At 60.2% G+C, this 17,073-nt stretch carries 19 protein-coding genes; 5 read left to right on the plus strand and 14 right to left on the minus strand.

The window, feature by feature from the left end:
* The first annotated feature begins 7 nt into the window (after positions 1–7).
* On the plus strand, positions 8–1,024 hold the full coding sequence (gene hemB, locus ATE48_RS01180) for a porphobilinogen synthase (protein WP_066767040.1): 1,017 nt from the start codon (positions 8–10) through the stop codon (positions 1,022–1,024).
* Here hemB and ATE48_RS01185 read toward each other — a convergent pair.
* The 3 genes from ATE48_RS01185 to ATE48_RS01195 all read right to left on the minus strand — a co-directional run bounded on the left by ATE48_RS01185 (position 1,021) and on the right by ATE48_RS01195 (position 3,322).
* Positions 1,021–1,866: a response regulator gene (locus tag ATE48_RS01185; protein ID WP_228126729.1), complete on the minus strand. Its 846-nt coding sequence runs from the start codon at positions 1,864–1,866 to the stop codon at positions 1,021–1,023. The two genes, hemB and ATE48_RS01185, sit on opposite strands and share 4 nt — an antisense overlap.
* A gap of 86 nt (positions 1,867–1,952) precedes the next feature.
* Complete coding sequence (locus ATE48_RS01190; protein ID WP_066767043.1) at positions 1,953–2,819, minus strand: NAD(P)-dependent oxidoreductase; 867 nt, start codon at positions 2,817–2,819, stop codon at positions 1,953–1,955.
* Positions 2,819–3,322 carry a flavin reductase family protein gene (locus tag ATE48_RS01195; protein WP_083197097.1) on the minus strand — a complete coding sequence of 168 codons (504 nt, stop codon included), beginning with the start codon at positions 3,320–3,322 and terminating at the stop codon, positions 2,819–2,821. Before ATE48_RS01195 ends, ATE48_RS01190 begins: the two co-directional genes overlap by 1 nt.
* A 78-nt stretch (positions 3,323–3,400) precedes the next feature.
* Between ATE48_RS01195 and ATE48_RS01200 the strand changes: the two genes are divergently transcribed.
* The 4 genes from ATE48_RS01200 (at position 3,401) to ATE48_RS01215 (ending at position 7,604) form a co-directional block, all read left to right on the plus strand.
* Positions 3,401–4,318 (plus strand): flagellar motor protein MotB, encoded by a 918-nt coding sequence (locus ATE48_RS01200; RefSeq protein ID WP_066767045.1) that lies wholly within the window; start codon positions 3,401–3,403, stop codon positions 4,316–4,318.
* Positions 4,319–4,447: 129 nt separating this feature from the next.
* Positions 4,448–6,076 carry a DUF2254 family protein gene (locus tag ATE48_RS01205; RefSeq protein WP_066767047.1) on the plus strand — a complete coding sequence of 543 codons (1,629 nt, stop codon included), beginning with the start codon at positions 4,448–4,450 and terminating at the stop codon, positions 6,074–6,076.
* A 67-nt stretch (positions 6,077–6,143) separates the two neighbouring features.
* On the plus strand, positions 6,144–6,473 hold the full coding sequence (locus ATE48_RS01210) for a PadR family transcriptional regulator (RefSeq protein ID WP_066767048.1): 330 nt from the start codon (positions 6,144–6,146) through the stop codon (positions 6,471–6,473).
* Between the two features lie 6 nt (positions 6,474–6,479).
* Entirely contained in the window at positions 6,480–7,604 is a 1,125-nt protein-coding gene (locus tag ATE48_RS01215; protein ID WP_066767050.1) for a PspC domain-containing protein, read from the plus strand.
* A gap of 56 nt (positions 7,605–7,660) precedes the next feature.
* Here the strand turns inward: ATE48_RS01215 and ATE48_RS01220 are convergent, their stop codons facing one another.
* The 11 genes from ATE48_RS01220 to pyrE form a co-directional block, all read right to left on the minus strand.
* Positions 7,661–8,077, minus strand: a complete 417-nt coding sequence (locus tag ATE48_RS01220) for a hypothetical protein (RefSeq protein WP_156767544.1) — start codon at positions 8,075–8,077, stop codon at positions 7,661–7,663.
* Positions 8,078–8,085: 8 nt separating this feature from the next.
* Positions 8,086–9,147 (minus strand): M48 family metallopeptidase, encoded by a 1,062-nt coding sequence (locus tag ATE48_RS01225; protein ID WP_066767053.1) that lies wholly within the window; start codon positions 9,145–9,147, stop codon positions 8,086–8,088.
* Positions 9,148–9,156: 9 nt separating this feature from the next.
* Positions 9,157–9,732 carry a LemA family protein gene (locus tag ATE48_RS01230; protein ID WP_066767054.1) on the minus strand — a complete coding sequence of 192 codons (576 nt, stop codon included), beginning with the start codon at positions 9,730–9,732 and terminating at the stop codon, positions 9,157–9,159.
* 54 nt (positions 9,733–9,786) lie between these two features.
* Positions 9,787–12,030, minus strand: a complete 2,244-nt coding sequence (gene parC, locus ATE48_RS01235; RefSeq protein ID WP_066767055.1) for a DNA topoisomerase IV subunit A — start codon at positions 12,028–12,030, stop codon at positions 9,787–9,789.
* A 44-nt stretch (positions 12,031–12,074) separates the two neighbouring features.
* Positions 12,075–12,803 (minus strand): DNA repair protein RecO, encoded by a 729-nt coding sequence (gene recO / locus ATE48_RS01240; protein WP_066767057.1) that lies wholly within the window; start codon positions 12,801–12,803, stop codon positions 12,075–12,077.
* Positions 12,803–13,729 carry a GTPase Era gene (gene era / locus ATE48_RS01245; RefSeq protein ID WP_066767059.1) on the minus strand — a complete coding sequence of 309 codons (927 nt, stop codon included), beginning with the start codon at positions 13,727–13,729 and terminating at the stop codon, positions 12,803–12,805. Before era ends, recO begins: the two co-directional genes overlap by 1 nt.
* Entirely contained in the window at positions 13,722–14,426 is a 705-nt protein-coding gene (gene rnc / locus ATE48_RS01250; protein WP_066767061.1) for a ribonuclease III, read from the minus strand. Before rnc ends, era begins: the two co-directional genes overlap by 8 nt.
* A 10-nt stretch (positions 14,427–14,436) precedes the next feature.
* Complete coding sequence (gene lepB, locus ATE48_RS01255) at positions 14,437–15,198, minus strand: signal peptidase I (protein ID WP_066767063.1); 762 nt, start codon at positions 15,196–15,198, stop codon at positions 14,437–14,439.
* Between the two features lie 88 nt (positions 15,199–15,286).
* Positions 15,287–15,712: a holo-ACP synthase gene (gene acpS / locus ATE48_RS01260; RefSeq protein ID WP_066767064.1), complete on the minus strand. Its 426-nt coding sequence runs from the start codon at positions 15,710–15,712 to the stop codon at positions 15,287–15,289.
* Positions 15,709–16,482: a pyridoxine 5'-phosphate synthase gene (locus ATE48_RS01265; RefSeq protein WP_066767065.1), complete on the minus strand. Its 774-nt coding sequence runs from the start codon at positions 16,480–16,482 to the stop codon at positions 15,709–15,711. Before ATE48_RS01265 ends, acpS begins: the two co-directional genes overlap by 4 nt.
* Positions 16,479–17,063, minus strand: coding sequence for an orotate phosphoribosyltransferase (pyrE, locus tag ATE48_RS01270; protein WP_066767067.1), 585 nt, complete (start codon positions 17,061–17,063; stop codon positions 16,479–16,481). Before pyrE ends, ATE48_RS01265 begins: the two co-directional genes overlap by 4 nt.
* Between the last annotated feature and the right edge of the window lie 10 nt (positions 17,064–17,073).

Consider the following 17,073-nt stretch of genomic DNA (forward strand, 5'->3'; position numbering starts at 1 on the left):
GGTTCGCATGACAACATATTCTGGACGTTACCCGGCTTCGCGGCCGCGCCGATTGCGCCAAAACAATTGGATCCGAAGCCTCACTCGAGAAACGCAGCTCGGCCCTGGCGATCTGATCTGGGCCCTCGTCGTTCACGACGGCGCAGAAGACGAAGTCCCGGTTAGCGCCATGCCTGGGACGGCTCGGTTGTCCGTCCGCGCTGCGGCCGGCGCGGCAAAGCGCGCGGCAACGTTGGGAATTCCCGCGATCGCAATCTTCCCGCACATCGATACACGCAAGAAGAATGCGCACGGCAAGGAAGCGCTAAACCCTGACGGCCTCGTCTGCCAGGCCGTCCGCGCCATGAAGGACGCTGCCCCCGACGTCGGCATCATGGTCGACGTTGCGCTCGATCCATTCACCGATCACGGACACGATGGCCTTCTGGAAAATGGCGCGATCGTCAATGACGAGACGGTGAAAGTGCTCGTCGAACAAGCCATCGTCCAAACACGCGCCGGCGCGGACATCGTTGCCCCCTCAGACATGATGGATGGACGCGTGGGCGCCATACGCGCCGGCCTTGACGCCGCCGGCCATCAAGACACGCTCATCATGTCCTACGCCGCAAAGTACGCGTCGGCGTTTTACGGCCCGTATCGCGAGGCGATCGGATCGGGAAAACTGGGGAGCGGCGCGAACGCAAATCCCGGCGACAAGCGCACCTACCAGATGGACTACGCCAATACCGACGAGGCCCTGCGAGAAGTTGCGCTAGACATCGCAGAAGGCGCGGATCTGCTGCTGGTAAAACCCGGCATGCCTTATCTCGACATAGTGGCGCGCGTTAAGGCCGAGTTCGGCCTGCCCACGTACGCGTTCCAGGTCAGTGGTGAGTACGCCATGATCAAGGCAGCCAGTGCAAACGGCTGGCTCGATGAGGAGCGCGCGATCATAGAAAGCCTGAGTGCTTTCAAACGCGCAGGCGCAGATGGGGTGGTCACCTATTTTGCGCCCAAAGCAGCCGCGTTGCTTGGCGCCTAGGCTGCCCGCTGCATGGAGGCTTTGCCGACTGCTTGGCGAACGCCTTCAGCGATCTCTTCGCGGCGAACGCCTTGGTCGGCGCCCAGCGACACCAACTTCACGACGCCGTTGACGCAGACTTCGAGCGAGGCGCGCACCGCTTCCGGACGCAAACCCTTTGCTGATGAAAGCTGCAGCGCAAACGCCGCGCAGGCGCGCATGAGCGGTCCATCGCCGGCGTTCACGGCATAAGCTTGAACCTGCCGTAAGGCGTGCTCACAACCTTCCAGCTTATTGGCATCCACAGCATAAGCCGCAGCGGCGGCGACGAGCGCCTCGACGACAGTCTGCACCGTCTTCGGATCGACTAGCGTATTTGAATTATCTGCCTTGCGTCGCTTCTTCGGAGCGCCCGCCGTCACGATGCCCGCGCGACGGCACGGGCCGACGTAACCTGCAGCGTCAATAAATTCACGCGGCTTGCTGAGCACCTTAGTCACAGTCGCAGTAAGAACTTTCGCCGAGATTGGTTTCCCGATCAGAGCATTGGCGCCTGCGTGACGGCACTCTTCAGCCATCGCCAACGAGAATGCGCCGGACGTAATGAAGATGGCTTGCTTACGGCCTGGAAGCTTGTGATTGCGCCGATACGCACGCGTCCAACCGGCGCCATCAAGCGGCTGCATCTCGAAGGAAGCGATCACGACGTTGGCGTTATAGACCTCAAGGATCTCCAACGCTGCCGCTTGATCGGTGACGACCTTGACCTTCTCGACGCCCGCATTGCGAAGCAGATCGAGAATAATCTGGCCTTCGAACTTGTTCGGTTCGACCACCAGGACGGTCCAGTTCTTCAGTTGCATCAAGCGCTCCGCCCCCAGCGAAGCGCGCACCATAACGGAATGCGATTAAGGGAGATTGAACCCCACGCCGTAGCGTCAGCTACATGTCAGCTGCGCGGCCGCTCGAGCCTTGCGATCAAACTTGAGGTGTCCCAGCGTTTACCACCCATCGCTTGTACGTCTGCGTAGTACGCATCGACCAGCTTGGTTAACTCAAGCTTGCTGCCGTTGCGCTCCGCTTCATCGAGCACAAGGCCAAGATCCTTCCGCATCCAATCGACGGCGAAGCCGAAATCGAAACGGCCTTCGTCCATCGTCTTCCAGCGATTTTCCATCTGCCAACTTTGCGCTGCGCCCTTGGATATCGCGGCAATAACCTTCTCGATGTCGAGATCAGCGCGCTTGCCGAAATGCAGCGCTTCGGCGAGCCCCTGCAGAACGCCGGCAATACAGATTTGGTTGACCATCTTCGCCAACTGCCCCGAACCGGCAGGACCAATCAGGGTCATGTTCGCAGCGTAGGCCGACATAATCGGCTGCGCTTCCGCAAACGATGGTGGATCGCCACCGGCCATCACCGTAAGCCTGCCTGCCTCGGCGCCCGCCTGTCCGCCCGAAACTGGGGCGTCCAGAAAGCCCAGACCTAACTCCTCGGCCTTGGCCGCCAGTTCACGTGCGATTTCCGCAGAGGCGGTCGTGTGATCAACAAAGATCGCACCCTTGCGCATCGTAGACGCTGCAGCGTCGAAAACTTCTCGCAAGTCGCGATCATTGCCCACGCATGAGAACACGATGTCGACACCTTCAGCCGCCTTGGCGACCGAAGTGTATGTGCGGCCCTTATGCTTCTGCGCCCAGTCACGGGCCTTCGCTTCGGTGCGATTGTAGACCGCAACATCATGACCGGCGCGCGCAAGGTGGCCGGCCATCGGCCCACCCATAACACCCAGCCCAATGAATGCGGTCTTCGCCATCAGTCGCTGCTCCCAAGTCTATCTGCGGGGCTAGCAACTTCGCCGTAGCCACCGCGAAAGAATGTCATGCCGGCGCCCGGCCGGACGCGAACGTCCCGCACCTCGCCAATGATGATCAGATGATCACCCACCTTGATCTTATCGTGGGTGCGGCAAGCTAACTGCGCTAGCCCCTCGCGCAGCACGCTCACACCGGCGAGCATTTCGGCCGCATCTGCGGCAACGTCCTGCGTCGCCGCACGCGAATATCGGCGGGCGCTGGCCTCAGCACCCGCACGCAGCACACTCACGCCCCACTCGTCAGCCTCAGCAAACTCGGCATATCGCGCCGAGCGATCGCCGAGACACCACAACAGTAGGCGCGGCGTCAGCGAAACGGAGGTCAGCGAGTTTACGGTCATGCCAGACAGCGCCCCGTTCGCTCCCTGAGCCGTCACCACCGTGACGCCAGTCGTGAAGGCGCCCATGGCGTTCCGGTAGGCTTTTTCGAGCTCGCTCGTCACTGTCACTCCGTTTTGAGATCAACACGATCTTAACGCTGTTCGGCCAATGGTGCGCCCTCTCCGCCAAATGGACGGATCATGGCTTCTGCGACCAATCAACGCCCTATTGTTATCAAGAAGGTCAAGAAAGTCGTCGGTGGTGGTCACCACGGCGGCGCCTGGAAGGTTGCCTACGCCGACTTTGTGACCGCCATGATGGCGTTCTTCCTGCTGATGTGGCTGATCAACACGACAAGCCCTGAACAGCGAAGGGGTATTGCCGAGTTTTTCGCGCCAGCGAGCGTAAGCCGCGTTGCATCCGGCGCGGGCGGCCTGCTGGAAGGCACCAGCTTCGCAGAAGAAGGCGTGCGCCACGGGCACTCAGCCCCCGTCGCCGCCGCGTCAGAGCCCCAATACACATCCAACGCGGATGCCCAGAACGAGGCCGAGCAAAGCACCGGCTCGGGCGGCGAGAACAACCCGAACCAAGACAGCCTTTCACGTGCACGCACGCTGCGGGAGACTGCTGAGTTCTCCCGTGCCGAAGTCGCGATCCGGCAGGCTATGCAAGACATGCCGGATGTGGCCGAACTCTCGCGCAACGTCATCATTGAACAGACCCCGGAAGGTCTGCGCATCCAGATTGTCGATCAGGAAGGGCGCTCAATGTTCAATCCTGGCGACGCCCAGCCCAACGATCGCGCGAGACGCCTCCTTGCAGCAGTATCTACGGCCATCGCGCAATTACCCAATCGCATCACCATTTCCGGCCACACTGACGGTGCGGCGCCTGGACGGCGCTACGCCTCGAACTTCGAGCTTTCCGCAGCGCGCGCCAGCGAAGCACGCCGCATTCTCCAGGCAGAGGGCATTCCGGCAGATCGCATCTATGAAGTCGCGGGACGAGCCGACAGTGAGCCCTTGTTCGCCGACGACCCGACACTGCCAGGAAATCGCCGGATCGCTATTACGCTGCTTCGCGAGGCGCCGCCCCTGCCCGTGGATCACGATCTCTAGCCTATAACTGGCGAGAAATTCGGCTGACGCGCGGATTGGTTCGCGATCCGCGTTTGAGGCGGCTTGCGAAAGTAACAGACCTGTTAGACTGCCGTAGACGGACTCAGTATCCGGGGTGGCGGGACTTCAATGCACAACGGCGACGGAAAGGAAGCCTTCCGGATGTTCGCGATGCGGGCGGCCATTCTGGCTTGCTCGGCAGTTGGCGTCTTCTGGCTCTTCTACATCGTCGATTTCACGATCCATGCGGTCATTGCGGGCAAGGGTGATGCAGGCGCAAACCCGTTCGTCGGCTTCTTCTCGTTTGATCCGCCTAGCGTAAATAACCCCGTCTCTGCGCTTACCGGGATCAACGCCGCCGTCTTCGGTATCGTCATCACCGTTTGCAGCATCATCGTTCAGTTGACTGCTGATCGCTACACCGGCGTCGCCGGTCTCTTTCTGCGCGATCGCACGAACATGATGGTCGCCGGCTATTATGTGGTGACATGCGTGCTCAGCCTTTGGCTATCAGCCTCGCTGCAGCCCGATTACATCCCGCCGATCACGGTGATGCTGGCGCTCTCGCTCACGACAGGCGGCATCGTTTTGATGGTGCCGTACTTCGCTTACGTGTTTTGGTTTCTAGAACCGCAAAACCTTATTGCTCGCATTCGCAAGCAGGCGCTTGAAGTCGCCGGCCGCGGCGCCCTTCTCGTAGACGAACGCCTCTCTTCGGAATCGCAAGTTCAGATCATCGAAGCCCTCGAAGAACTGACCGACATCACGAGCAACTCAATTTCCGGAAAAGACAAAATTATCGCGAGCGCCGCGGTCGATGCGTTGCGTGACATGGCGATTGAGTACATTCGCGTCAAACCAGACGCCGCACACATCTGGTTCACAGTTGGGGACGGAATACGTCTCACGCCAGATTTCGTCGCTATGGACCCAGAGTCGCTGCGCGACCTCGAAGCGCGGCACACTTGGGTAGAATGGAAGGTGCTGCGTCAGTACCTCAGCATCTACAACGAATCTCTTGGGGCGATGCGTGACATCAACTACTTGATCGCCATCGACACACGCTACATCGGTGAAGCCGCAGCCAAAGCACAAGACGAAGAACTCGTCCAACTCGTCTTCCGCTTCATGAACTCATATATCCGCGCAACGCTCAACGCCCGAGACGTGCGCACGACCTACAATGTACTAAACCAGTACCGGAAGCTCGGCGAGTTCATGCTCATGGACGGCCACCACGAGGCTGCGCTCGATTGCGTGAGGCACATAAAATATTACGGCCTCGTCGCCTTTGACATGGACCTGCACTTCGTCACCGAGACGGTAGCTCACGACATGTCGACGCTGGCGCAACTTTCGAACCAAGTTGGATCGACGGCTGAAAAGGAGATCCTGCACGAGTTCCTTGAACTCGATCGACCGCCCTTCGTGCGCGGAACTGACAAAGCACTCATGGGGGTGCGCAAGGCGCAGGTGAAACTTGCCGCCTACTACATCCTCACTGAGCAGGAAGAACGCGCTCGGGCGATTGCAGACGACATGCGCGCCGAACCACTGGATCGGCTGCAGTTGGTCCGACGCCAACTTGAAAATGTGGCGAACAAAGATTTCTGGGAAATCACGGATCGCGGTCGCAACTTCGAATACATGCCACCCAAGCAGCGCGCTTGTTTAGAGACCTACTTCGCATGGCTCGGGATCGACGGCGCCAACGGCAAATCTGCCGCGCCCGAGGAGCCCACCCCTACCAAGGACTAACCTTCCGGGCTGATCATTCTTGACAACCTTGCTAGAAACGCATACCTTGCGATAACAAGGTAGCTTAATGCCAGTCGCCGATGAACAATTCGCAGGGCTCCGGAAGGGCCTCTTGGAGTTCGCGATCCTGACCTTCGTGTCTGGGCGAACCAGCGCCTATGTCGGCGACATTCTGGAGGCGCTCGCGCCAACACCATTCGCGACGCAAGAAGGCACGCTCTACCCCCTCCTCTCAAAGCTCCGGCGCGAGGAGTTCGTCGATTATCAGTGGGTCGAGAGCGGCCAGGGGCCGCCACGGAAATACTACCAACTCACCGACAAAGGCTCGGGCCGCCTCGGCGAGCTGGCGGCCTATTGGCGACATCTCACCTCCACTCTCGAATCTTTGGGGCGATAGAGGACCATGGAACGCGTCGTTACGATCAATTTGAACGGCAACTCGTACCAGCTGGAAGAGCCGGCATACGATGCATTGCGCTCCTACATGACGCGCGCTGAAGCTGCGCTGGGAGCAAATCCCGACAAAGCAGAGATCGTCCGCGATCTCGAGCAGGCCATCGGTGATAAATGCGCCGCACGCCTCTCACCGGGAAAAACAGTTGTCTCAGCGGCTGAGATGACGCGCATCTTGGAAGAGATGGGCCCCGTTGAAGGCGAGGCTGAGGCCGGCGCGCAACAAAGCCAAAGTGGCGCGGCGCCGAACCACGAACCCTATCGTCCAGCACGCCGACTCTATCGGATCTACGATAACGGCGCATGGACAGGCGTCAGCGCCGGCATGGCCGCCTATGCAGGCATCGACGTCGCGTGGGTTCGCATCTTCTGGATCGTGAGCGGTCTCTTCACCGGCGGCTTCACTTGTTTGGTGTACCTGGTGATGATCTTCGCAGTGCCGGTTGCCTCAACGAGTGAAGAGCTCGCTGCAGCGCATGGAGCCCCGTTCAACGCACAGGAGGTCATCGATCGCGCGCGCCACGAGGCAAACCGCTTCGCCGAATCCAGCGCGCGCAGCTGGCGTCGTGAGGAACGGCGTTGGCGTAGGTCGTGGCGTCGCCAAGAGCGCCATTGGGATGCCGGATGGGCTGCGGGCGCAGCTCAAGCCGCGGCGGCGCCCGCTCAACCTGTCGGCTATGTCGAACGCATGTTCGCTGGGCTGTTTGCCTTCGTCTTCTCGATCCTCACCGCCGCGTTGCTGATTGCGTTTCTGATCGCGTTCTTTTCATTACTGAGCAGCGGCTCGGTCATGGGCTGGACACCGCCAGGCGACGTGCCGACTTGGCTGGTGCTCGTCGTCCTCGCCATCGCTTACGCCGCAATCTCCTCGCCTTTCAGCGCGCTGCAACGGACGTCCTACGCAACGCTAAGCGGCCGCCGCACCGGTGGCGCAACCGACGGCCTGGCAACGCTCGCGATTGTTATCCTCGTTGGCGCCTTCGCCTGGGTTTACTCCCCCGAAGCACGCGACTTCATGGAGCAAGGCTACGTCGTCATCCGTGACTTCGTTGCCTATTGGACCAGCCAAGCCTGATCCGACGCTCACAGACTCCATAGCCTGGGCGCGACTTTCGGGTCGCGCCCTCTTTTTTAGCGCGGCGATTCTGCATGCTGTGTCTCAATACGCACGCCGCCCCATTCGCTCCGATCGAGGACGGGCGGGCGCGCGCCAACATAGCGTAACACCAACTTTGACTCCCCTTCCCAGACCAGGTCAGCCCCACGGTCGGAGAGCGTGAAGTCATTGGCGACGACAGTTCCGGCAGGTGCGCCATCGACGCTTTGCAGGGCAAGAGCCGAACGGTCGCGCAGTGTTACGACACTGCGATAAGAACCCATCCCGCACGTCGCACCGTACACCTCCGCGACATAACGTTCGCTCGGGGAGACACGCTCGTGCGTGAGGTCATATTGACAAGGACTGAAAAGAAACGCGGTTGCGATCCAGCCGACGCCAAGTACGCCAATCGCTGCGCAGATCACCGCGCCAATCAGAAATCGGCGCAACAACGGCCTCACCCCCAAGGTCCCCGCTTACTTGGATCACGCGGTGACGGCGCCTGTGGGATCTGCGCTTGAGGCGCCGGGACGCGGCCGCCCGCAAACTTGGATAGCGCTTCAATTCGCTTCGCGATGGGCGGGTGAGTAGCAAACAAGCTCGCGAAATCCGAGTGCGGATTCTCAATAAACATTTCTCGCACTTCGGACGGCGCACTTTCCACGACCGAATTTCCAGAGATCTTCTGCAGCGCCGTAATCATCGCGTCTGGGTTCTTGGTGAGTTCGACGGCGCCAGCGTCAGCCAAGTACTCCCGCCGCCGCGAAAGCGCGAACCGGATCACGATCGCCAGCGCATAAGCGATTGCAATGATCGCGAGCGCCACCACGATGGCAATGATGGCGCCGCCGCCACTGTCACGACTGCTGCCGCTCGACCGCCGCGACGAACCACCACCGCTGGGGACACCCCAGCGCAAGCTCCGAAATGTTATCTCGCCGACAAACGAGAATATCCCGACGAAAATCACCGCGATGATCAGCAAGCGCACGTCGGCATTGCGGATGTGGGTCAACTCATGCGCCAACACCGCTTCCAGCTCTTCATCGTTCAGCGTGTTCATCAATCCGCGTGTGACGGTGATGCAATAGTTTCCCTTATGCAGGCCGGTCGCGAATGCGTTGAGCGCGTCCGTCTCCATGATCCGCAGCGCAGGCATTGTCAGCCCGCGTGAGATGCAGAGGTTCTCAAGCAAATTGTAGAGCTTCGGTTCGGCAATCCGCTCGACTTTGCGTGCGCCCGTCGCTGCATCAATGATGTTTTGATAAAAAGCGTACGCAATCCCGAACCAGAGAATTGCACCGGCGATTGCGTACGGCCACGCCTGCGCGAGTGCGTCTCCGGCCCACATAAAATAGCCGGTCATCGGATCGTTGCCGTAGTACGTGCCCGTCAAGCCGGCGAAGAGCAGAAATAACGCGTACGTCAGCAACAACAAGAGAACTGGAAAACCGGCCATAAGAAGCACGGTCTTCCAGTTGTTGTTCCAGATATGCGTTTGGAGGCCGTAAGCGCCCACGCTTCAGGCCTAATTGAACTTAACCTGCGGAGGCGCCGCATCCATGGATGCGCGGCTCTCTTCGCCAACGTCGAAGAACTCGCGCGGACCGAAACCAAACATTCCGGCGAAAACGACGGCGGGAAACTGTTCGCGGGCGGTGTTGTATTCACCAACAGCGTTGTTGAAGAACCGGCGCGCAGCAGCGAGCTTGTTCTCAATATCCGTGAGCTCGGCTTGGAGTTGCTGGAAGTTCGCGTTGGCCTTGAGGTCCGGATAAGCTTCTGAGAGCGCAATGAGGCGACCGAGCGCTTGACCCAGAATGCCTTCCGCCGCGCCCATCGCTTTGGGGTCGCCTGTACGCTCTGCGCTCACCGCTGAATTTCGCGCCTGGATCACCGCTTCAAGCGTGCCCGCTTCATGCGCCGCGTAGCCCTTCACGGTCTCGACGAGATTCGGGATGAGATCATGGCGTTGCTTCAGCTGCACATCGACATCCGCGAACGCTTGATTGCAGTTCTGCCGAAGCGCGACGAGGCGGTTATAGATGCCAATGAGCAGTACCGCCAAAACGACGATAACGATCAGGACAATAATCAAAGTCATGGAGACCCTTTCCCGGACGAACAGCCTCTATGTAGCGGATGCTTGTTGGTAACGCTATCCAATCACGTCGCTGAAGCGGCCAGAGCGCGAGAAGCCCTTCGGCGCGACCTTGCCGGCGCCGCCGCGCTTGCCGCGGAAGTCCTTCCACTCGGCGACCTGACGGACGCGCCCTGCGCCATCCTCCCACGTGAGCCCCTCGGCCTTATCGAACACCTTCACGTCGGCAAGGCCACGATCGTGGTAGCTCTGCAGCTTGACGCCCTTGCCGCGGTTCATCTCCGGCACTTCGCTGAGCGCGAAGATCAAAAGCTTCTTGCGCTCACCGATGACGGCAACCTGATCGCCGATCACCTTCGCCGCCTGCATCGCGCGCCCGTTGAGCACCTGTTTACCCGAACGCTTCGTCGCCAGCATCTCGCTCTCAGGCACAACAAACCCATAGCCCTCCTGGCTCGCAACCAGACGCTTTGAACCCTCTTCATAAACGAAGAGCGCAACAGCTTGATCGATGTCGGCCATGTCGACAGTCAAGCGAACCGGCTCGCCGTGTCCGCGACCGCCCGGAAGCTTGTGGGCATCAAGCGTAAACGCACGACCATCGGATGCGAACAACAAGAGCTTGTCGGTGGTTTGGCACTGCACGATGTGCTCAGGGCCATCGCCTTCTTTGTATTTGATCTCGCTCATGTCGGCGACGTGGCCTCTGAGCGCTCTGATCCAGCCTTTCTCCGAGAGCACCACTGTCACCGGCTCGCGCGCGACAAACGCCTCGATATCCACGTCCGCGGAGACGGCCGCCGCTTCGCCCAATTCAGTGCGGCGCTTGCCGAACGGCGTCCCCGGACCGAAAAGCTTGCGTGTTTCCTTCAACTCGCCCGCGATCTTGCGCCATTGCTTGCGCGTATCTTCAAGCAAGCCTTGCAACTCCGCCTGCTCGGCGCGCAGCGCAGCGTCCTCGCGGCGGATTTCCATCTCTTCCAACTTGCGCAACTGGCGCAGGCGGGTGTTGAGGATAGCTTCGGCTTGGGTTTCGTTTAGCTTGAAGCGTTGAATGAGTTTCGCCTTCGGATCGTCCTCGTTGCGGATGATACGGATCACCTCATCCAAATTGAGATAGACGATCAAAAGGCCGGCCAAGACGTCCAAGCGCTGCGCGATTTTCTCCAGCCGGAAAGATGTGCGTCGCTGCAACACATCGCGGCGGTGATCCAAAAATGCCCGCAGAACGTCCTTCAGGCTCATCACGCGCGGCGCGCCCTGCGCGTCCAAAACGTTCATATTGAGTGAGATGCGGCTTTCAAGCGCTGTCAGCTTGAATAGGCTCTCCATGAGTATTTCGGGCTCAACCGTCCGAGACTTGGGTTCGAGCACAAGGCGAATATCTTCGGCGCTCTCATCGCGCACATCAGCAAGTAACGGCGCCTTCTTGTTTTCAATGACCGCCGCAAGCGCTTCGACCAGTTTAGACTTCTGGACGAGGTGAGGAATTTCGGTAACGACGATGCGCCACATGCCGCGACCGAGATCTTCGGTTTGCCAACGCGCCCGTACGCGGAAACTGCCACGGCCCGTTTCATAGGCCTCGTGAATCGATTCCGGCGCCTCAACCACGATGCCGCCAGTGGGGAAGTCAGGTCCAGGAATGACCTTCAACAGCTCTGCAGTGCTCGCCTTCGCGTTCTCGATCAGCAGCAAGCAACCGTCGATGAGTTCGGCGAGATTGTGCGGCGGAATGCTCGTCGCCATGCCGACGGCGATCCCCGAAGAACCGTTCGCCAACAGATTCGGAAATGCAGCCGGAAGGACGGCGGGCTCTTCCTTAGAGCCATCATAGCTGGGGCGAAAATCAACGGCATCTTCATCGATGCCTTCGAGCAAGGCCTCGGCGGCCCTTGTCATCCGGCTTTCGGTGTAACGCATCGCTGCGGGGCTATCGCCGTCGATGTTGCCGAAGTTTCCTTGACCGTCGATCAACGGGTAGCGCGAGTTAAAGTCCTGCGCGAGACGCACGAGCGCATCATAGATCGATTGGTCGCCGTGCGGGTGATAGTCACCCATCACATCGCCCACGACCTTTGCGCTCTTACGGAACGCAGCATCAGCGGTGAGGTTCAATCGCTTCATCGCGTAAAGAACGCGGCGATGCACGGGCTTGAGGCCATCGCGCACGTCAGGCAGCGCACGGCTCGTAATCGTGGAGAGCGCATAGGCGAGATAGCGCTTGGCCAGCGCCTCGCCGATCGGCTCATCTACGATACGCCCGCCCTCTTCCGGCGAACGGGTAATGTCGTCAGCCATTCTTGGCTCTCCGAAACGATCACGCAGTTTCTTGCACGCTTAAATCAGAGTCGTCCTGCAAAACCTAAACGCTCTATCAGCCGGCGGCGCGCATCCGGCATTCCCTCGCCTCTTTGATCAAATACGCGACGCTCGAGGAAATATCCGGCCAAGGCAAAGGCGTCAGCAACGTCGCCTGACTTTAGTTCCGCCTCCGGATCAACCAAGAACGGCGCCAGACGCAAGAGCACATCAGCATGCGGAGCGCCTGCCTCGGCCGTCGCCGCACGCCCGGTTCTCGGACTAACCCACGCCAAGCCCCCGGTTTCACCCGTCACAGCGCAACGCGTGAGATCGAGCCCGTAACCCATCGCTGAGAGTAAACCCAATTCAAAGCGTGTGTAGAGCGCGGGCCAAACGTCCGTGTGCGGCATGGCCTCAATCAGCACCATCACCGCGTCGTAGAGTTGAGGATAGGCCTGCCGCTCGGGCGTTGCGGCGCGGATGAGTGTCACAGCGGAAGACAAACCCGTGAGTGCGATTGGGTCATCAAGCAAGCGCGTCGCGTGGGGCTCTACAAGCTCCAGCGGACTGAAAAAACCAAGTTGCTCGGAAAGCCGCGCTTTCCAGCCGACGTGCACCAGATTGCCGGCCTGCAAGATCGGCTGCGATTTGCGCGCCGCATGCACGACACCGCCGTAGCGGCCATGCTCGCGGGAGAATACCTCCGCTACAAGCTTGCCCTCGCCGAGCGGACGCGCGCCCAGCACGATGGCGTCATCGACCCATTCCATCAGGCTTCAAAATCAAGACCGAGCCGCTTGTAGAGCGCGCGCTGCTCAGTCCAGTTTTCATCGACCTTCACGTGCAAGAACAGATGGATGCGCCGCCCAAACGCTTCTTCCATTTCCTTGCGCGCCAGTTCGCCGATCGTCTTAATCGTCGCGCCCTTGGCGCCGATCGCGATTTTGCGCTGGCTTTCTCGCGACACGAAAATCGTCTGCTCGATCTTCGCAGAGCCGTCCTTACGCTCTTCCCAGGTCTCGGTTTCGACCATGAGTTCATAGGGCAATTCTTCATGGAGCCGGAGAAAGGCTTTCTCCCGCGTGATCTCCGCGGCCAGAACACGCTCCGGCGCGTCCATTGTCTGGTCTTCGGGGAAAAGCCATGGCCCCTCGGGCGCGCGCTCAGCCAACGTTCGCGCGATATCGTCGACGCCATCGCCTTTGCGTGCAGCGATCATGAAGACGTCCGTATAAAGCCCCGCTTCGACGAGCTTCGTCGTGATTTCGAGCAATTGCGGCCGCGCCACCGCATCGACCTTGTTGAGCACGAGGATCGAAGCAAGCTCCATCTGCTTCAACTTGGCGGCAATCGAGGCCGTGTCTGAAACGGCATGCGCATCTGCGCCCTTTTCACCGGATGCATGAGCCGCGGCATCCACGACGTGAACGATAGCGTCGGCGCCTTCAAGCGCACTCCAGGCTGCCGCCACCATGGCGCGGTCCAAGCGACGCTTTGGCGCAAACACGCCGGGCGTGTCGATCAGAACCAGTTGGACTTCGTCGCGCATCGCGATGCCGCGCACGAGCGCACGCGTTGTTTGCACCTTTTGAGTCACCGCCGCGACCTTGGAGCCGACAAGTGTGTTCACGAGCGTAGATTTGCCCGCGTTCGGCGCACCCAACACCGCCACCACGGCGCACCGTTGCTCAGTCACGGGCGCCTCGTGCTTTCAAGAAGGCTTCCGCCGCAACGCGCTGTGCTTGGCGCTTTGAGCTACCTTCCCCTCGGATCGGTTCAAACCCTTCCACATGTGCCTCAATAACAAAGTGCGGTGCGTGCTCAGGCCCAGATTGGGCGACCTCTACATAGCGCAAGTGCTTCTTCTTTGCCGCCGCCCATTCCTGCAACGCTGTCTTAGCATCGCGTTGAGCACCCTTGGCATCGACAAACGAGGCGCCCCAAAAGCGGTGGATGAAACTCCGGGCGGTTTCCAGCCCTCCATCTAGGTACAGTGCGGCGATCACGGATTCGCAGATGTCGCCCAGAATGGCTTCCTTCTGCCGGCCGCCATGAGCATCTTCCGCCGGTGAAAGCACAAGCGCGTCACCCAAGCCAGCCGCCCGCGCGGCGCGAGCGCATGCATGCCGGTTCACAAGCGCGTTAAAGCGGGGCGCGAGTTCGCCTTCTTGGTCGCTTTGATGATCGGCCAGCAGCCGCTCAGCCACGCAAAGACCAAGCACCCGATCGCCTAAGAATTCGAGCCGATCATAGTCACGTCTGCGCTTTTGCCCCTCGTGGGCGCTGCCGTGCGTGAGGGCTTCGCGCACGAGACTGCGATTCTTAAAAGCGTAGCCAATCCGCTCTTCGAGCGCGGTGAGCTTGGCCTCATGGTCAGCAGCCGGCCCTTTCATGGGCCGCGCCTCAATTGACTGATTTCAAGAAGCGATCACCGCGGAAGCCCGTGAATAACGTCCACGGACGGAAGATCGACGTCGAGTTGTTGAACGAGACCACCACGAATTGCGCTGGCCCGACGAGATTGTCGTACGGGACGAACCCCACAACAGACGGCACGCGACTGTCAGCGGAGTTGTCGCGATCGTCACCCATCATAAAGTAGTGACCCTCTGGCACTTCAAAGACACGGGTGTTGTCGAGTTCCATCGAGCCGCGGTCGAAAGCGATGTAGCTGACGCCATTCGGCAATGTTTCGCGGTAGGTTTGAATGTGTTCGATGATGCCATGCTCATTCTCGAATGGACGCTCACCAAGCGACTCGCGTTGCACCGACTCGCCGTTGATCGTCAGCACGCCGTTGATCATCTGGATACGATCTCCGGGAAGACCGATCACGCGCTTGATGAAGTCGCGATCCGGCTCGGGTTGCGGGCGGAACACAACAACATCGCCGCGTTGCGGTTCACTGCCGAACAGCCGTCCGTGCGGCAACAAACCTTCAAGCGGAGCAAAAGAGAAACGGCCGTATCCGTAAGACCACTTGGTCACGACGATATAGTCGCCGACTTCGAGCGTCGGTTGCATCGAGCCGGATGGAATACGAAACGGCTGAGCGATGGTGAAACGCAGCACCATGGCAAGCGCCAGCGCGTAGAGGATCGTCTTCACGTTATCCCAGAAGACATCCATCGCGGCCGTCGAAGAACTGGTCGTCGTCATGCTCATGCGTTTCTCGCTAATGACCCTTCGGCCGCCATGGTCGTAGTGACTGGACCGCACCCTCCGCGGCCATGCTTTTCCCCACCGGAGCGGATCATTCTCCGGGTCCGGGCTGAATCGGCGCCAACTCCGCCGAAATGATGACGAAACCGACAGCCAGCGGATAGTCGTCCGTAAGGCTTACGTGGATGTGCGCGACGTGGCCTGGAGGGGTCAATTGTTCCAAGCGTCGCGCCGCCCCACCGGTCAGAACCATGGTTGGCTGGCCGCTGGGAAGGTTCGCAACCCCCATGTCCCGCCAGAAAACACCCCTTCTAATCCCGGTGCCGAGCGCCTTGGACGTCGCTTCCTTGGCTGCAAACCGCTTGGCGTAGGTGGCAGCCCGTTGCTCGGGTCGCCGCTCGGCCCGTGCGCGTTCCTTCTCGGTGTAGATGCGGTTTGTGAACCGCTCTCCGAACCGGCTGAGCGTCTTTTCCACGCGCCGGATATCGATGATGTCCGAACCGATTCCGATGATCATGGCGCGGCCCTTTGAAGATCGACGCGCGCTGCGTCGATGAGCCGGCGCATCTCACTGATCGCTGGCCCCAGGCCAGTAAAGATCGCCTCACCGATCAAGAAGTGACCGATGTTAAGTTCCGCGACTTCCGGAATAGCCGCGATAGCGGAGACCGTACCGTAATCGATGCCGTGACCGGCGTGCACTTCAAGACCAAGCGAAGCGGCCTGGCGCGCGGCCGCGCTAAGCGCCGCGAGAACTCGCCGCGCCTCATCCTCATGCCCATCGCGCGCGGCATCGCAATAAGCGCCCGTGTGCAGTTCAACGACGGCCGCGCCAGTGCGGCTCGCAGCTTCGATCTGCGCCGGATCCGCACCGATGAAAAGCGACACGCGGCTTCCATTGGCGCTGAGCTTCTCAACGAACGGCGCGATCCAGTTATGGCCCGCAGCCACATCGAGCCCGCCTTCTGTGGTTCGTTCTTCACGACGTTCGGGCACTAGGCAAACCGCATGCGGGCGATGGCGCAACGCAATCGCCAACATCTCAGATGTCACCGCCATCTCAAGATTCAGCGGCCGCTCGCGATCGCGCAACATAGCCGCGAGAGTCTCGATATCAGCGTCCGAAATATGCCGCCGATCCTCGCGCAAGTGCGCGGTAATGCCATCGGCCCCCGCTTCGAGCGCGACAACGGCCGCACGCGCAGGATCGGGGTAAGAGACACCTCGCGCATTTCGGATGGTCGCGACGTGATCGATGTTCACGCCAAGCCGCACGCGCGTGCTCATGCAGCTAGACCGCGGCTGCCGGGTTTGATGGCGGGAAGCGCCGCCAGTTCAGGGGGAAGCTTATCGGCGGGATAAGCCGGTGCACTTACGCTCGCGAGCGAAACCAACTTAGCGCCGATGTCGGCTTTGCCGCCTGACCGATCGATCAAACAGGCCGCGCCTACGAGTTCGCCTGCATGGCCGCGTATGGAGTCGAGACATTCGCGCGATGAGAGGCCGGTGGTGACAACATCCTCCACCATGAGCACGCGCTCGCCCGCCTTAATTTCAAAACCGCGGCGGAGCTGGAACACACCGCCCTCGCGTTCAACGAACATCGCACGCGCTTTGAGATGGCGCGCCGTCTCGTAGCCTGGAATGATCGCGCCAACGGCGGGCGACACCACAACGTCGATCTTGCCAAAAGCCGCTTGCGCCTTTTCCGCAAGCGCCCTGCAGAGGCGTTCAGTGCGATCTGGGTCCATGAACACCGCATTCTTTTGAAAGAATACTGGCGAATGAAGTCCTGAAGAGAGGATGAAATGCCCCTCCAGCAAAGCGCCGGCGGCGCGGAATTCGTCGAGAACTTGATCGTGATTCATGGCGGCGATG

This window comes from Candidatus Viadribacter manganicus, from assembly GCF_001679665.1.
In the GTDB taxonomy this organism is placed as follows: Bacteria; Pseudomonadota; Alphaproteobacteria; order Caulobacterales; family Aquidulcibacteraceae; genus Vitreimonas; species Vitreimonas manganica.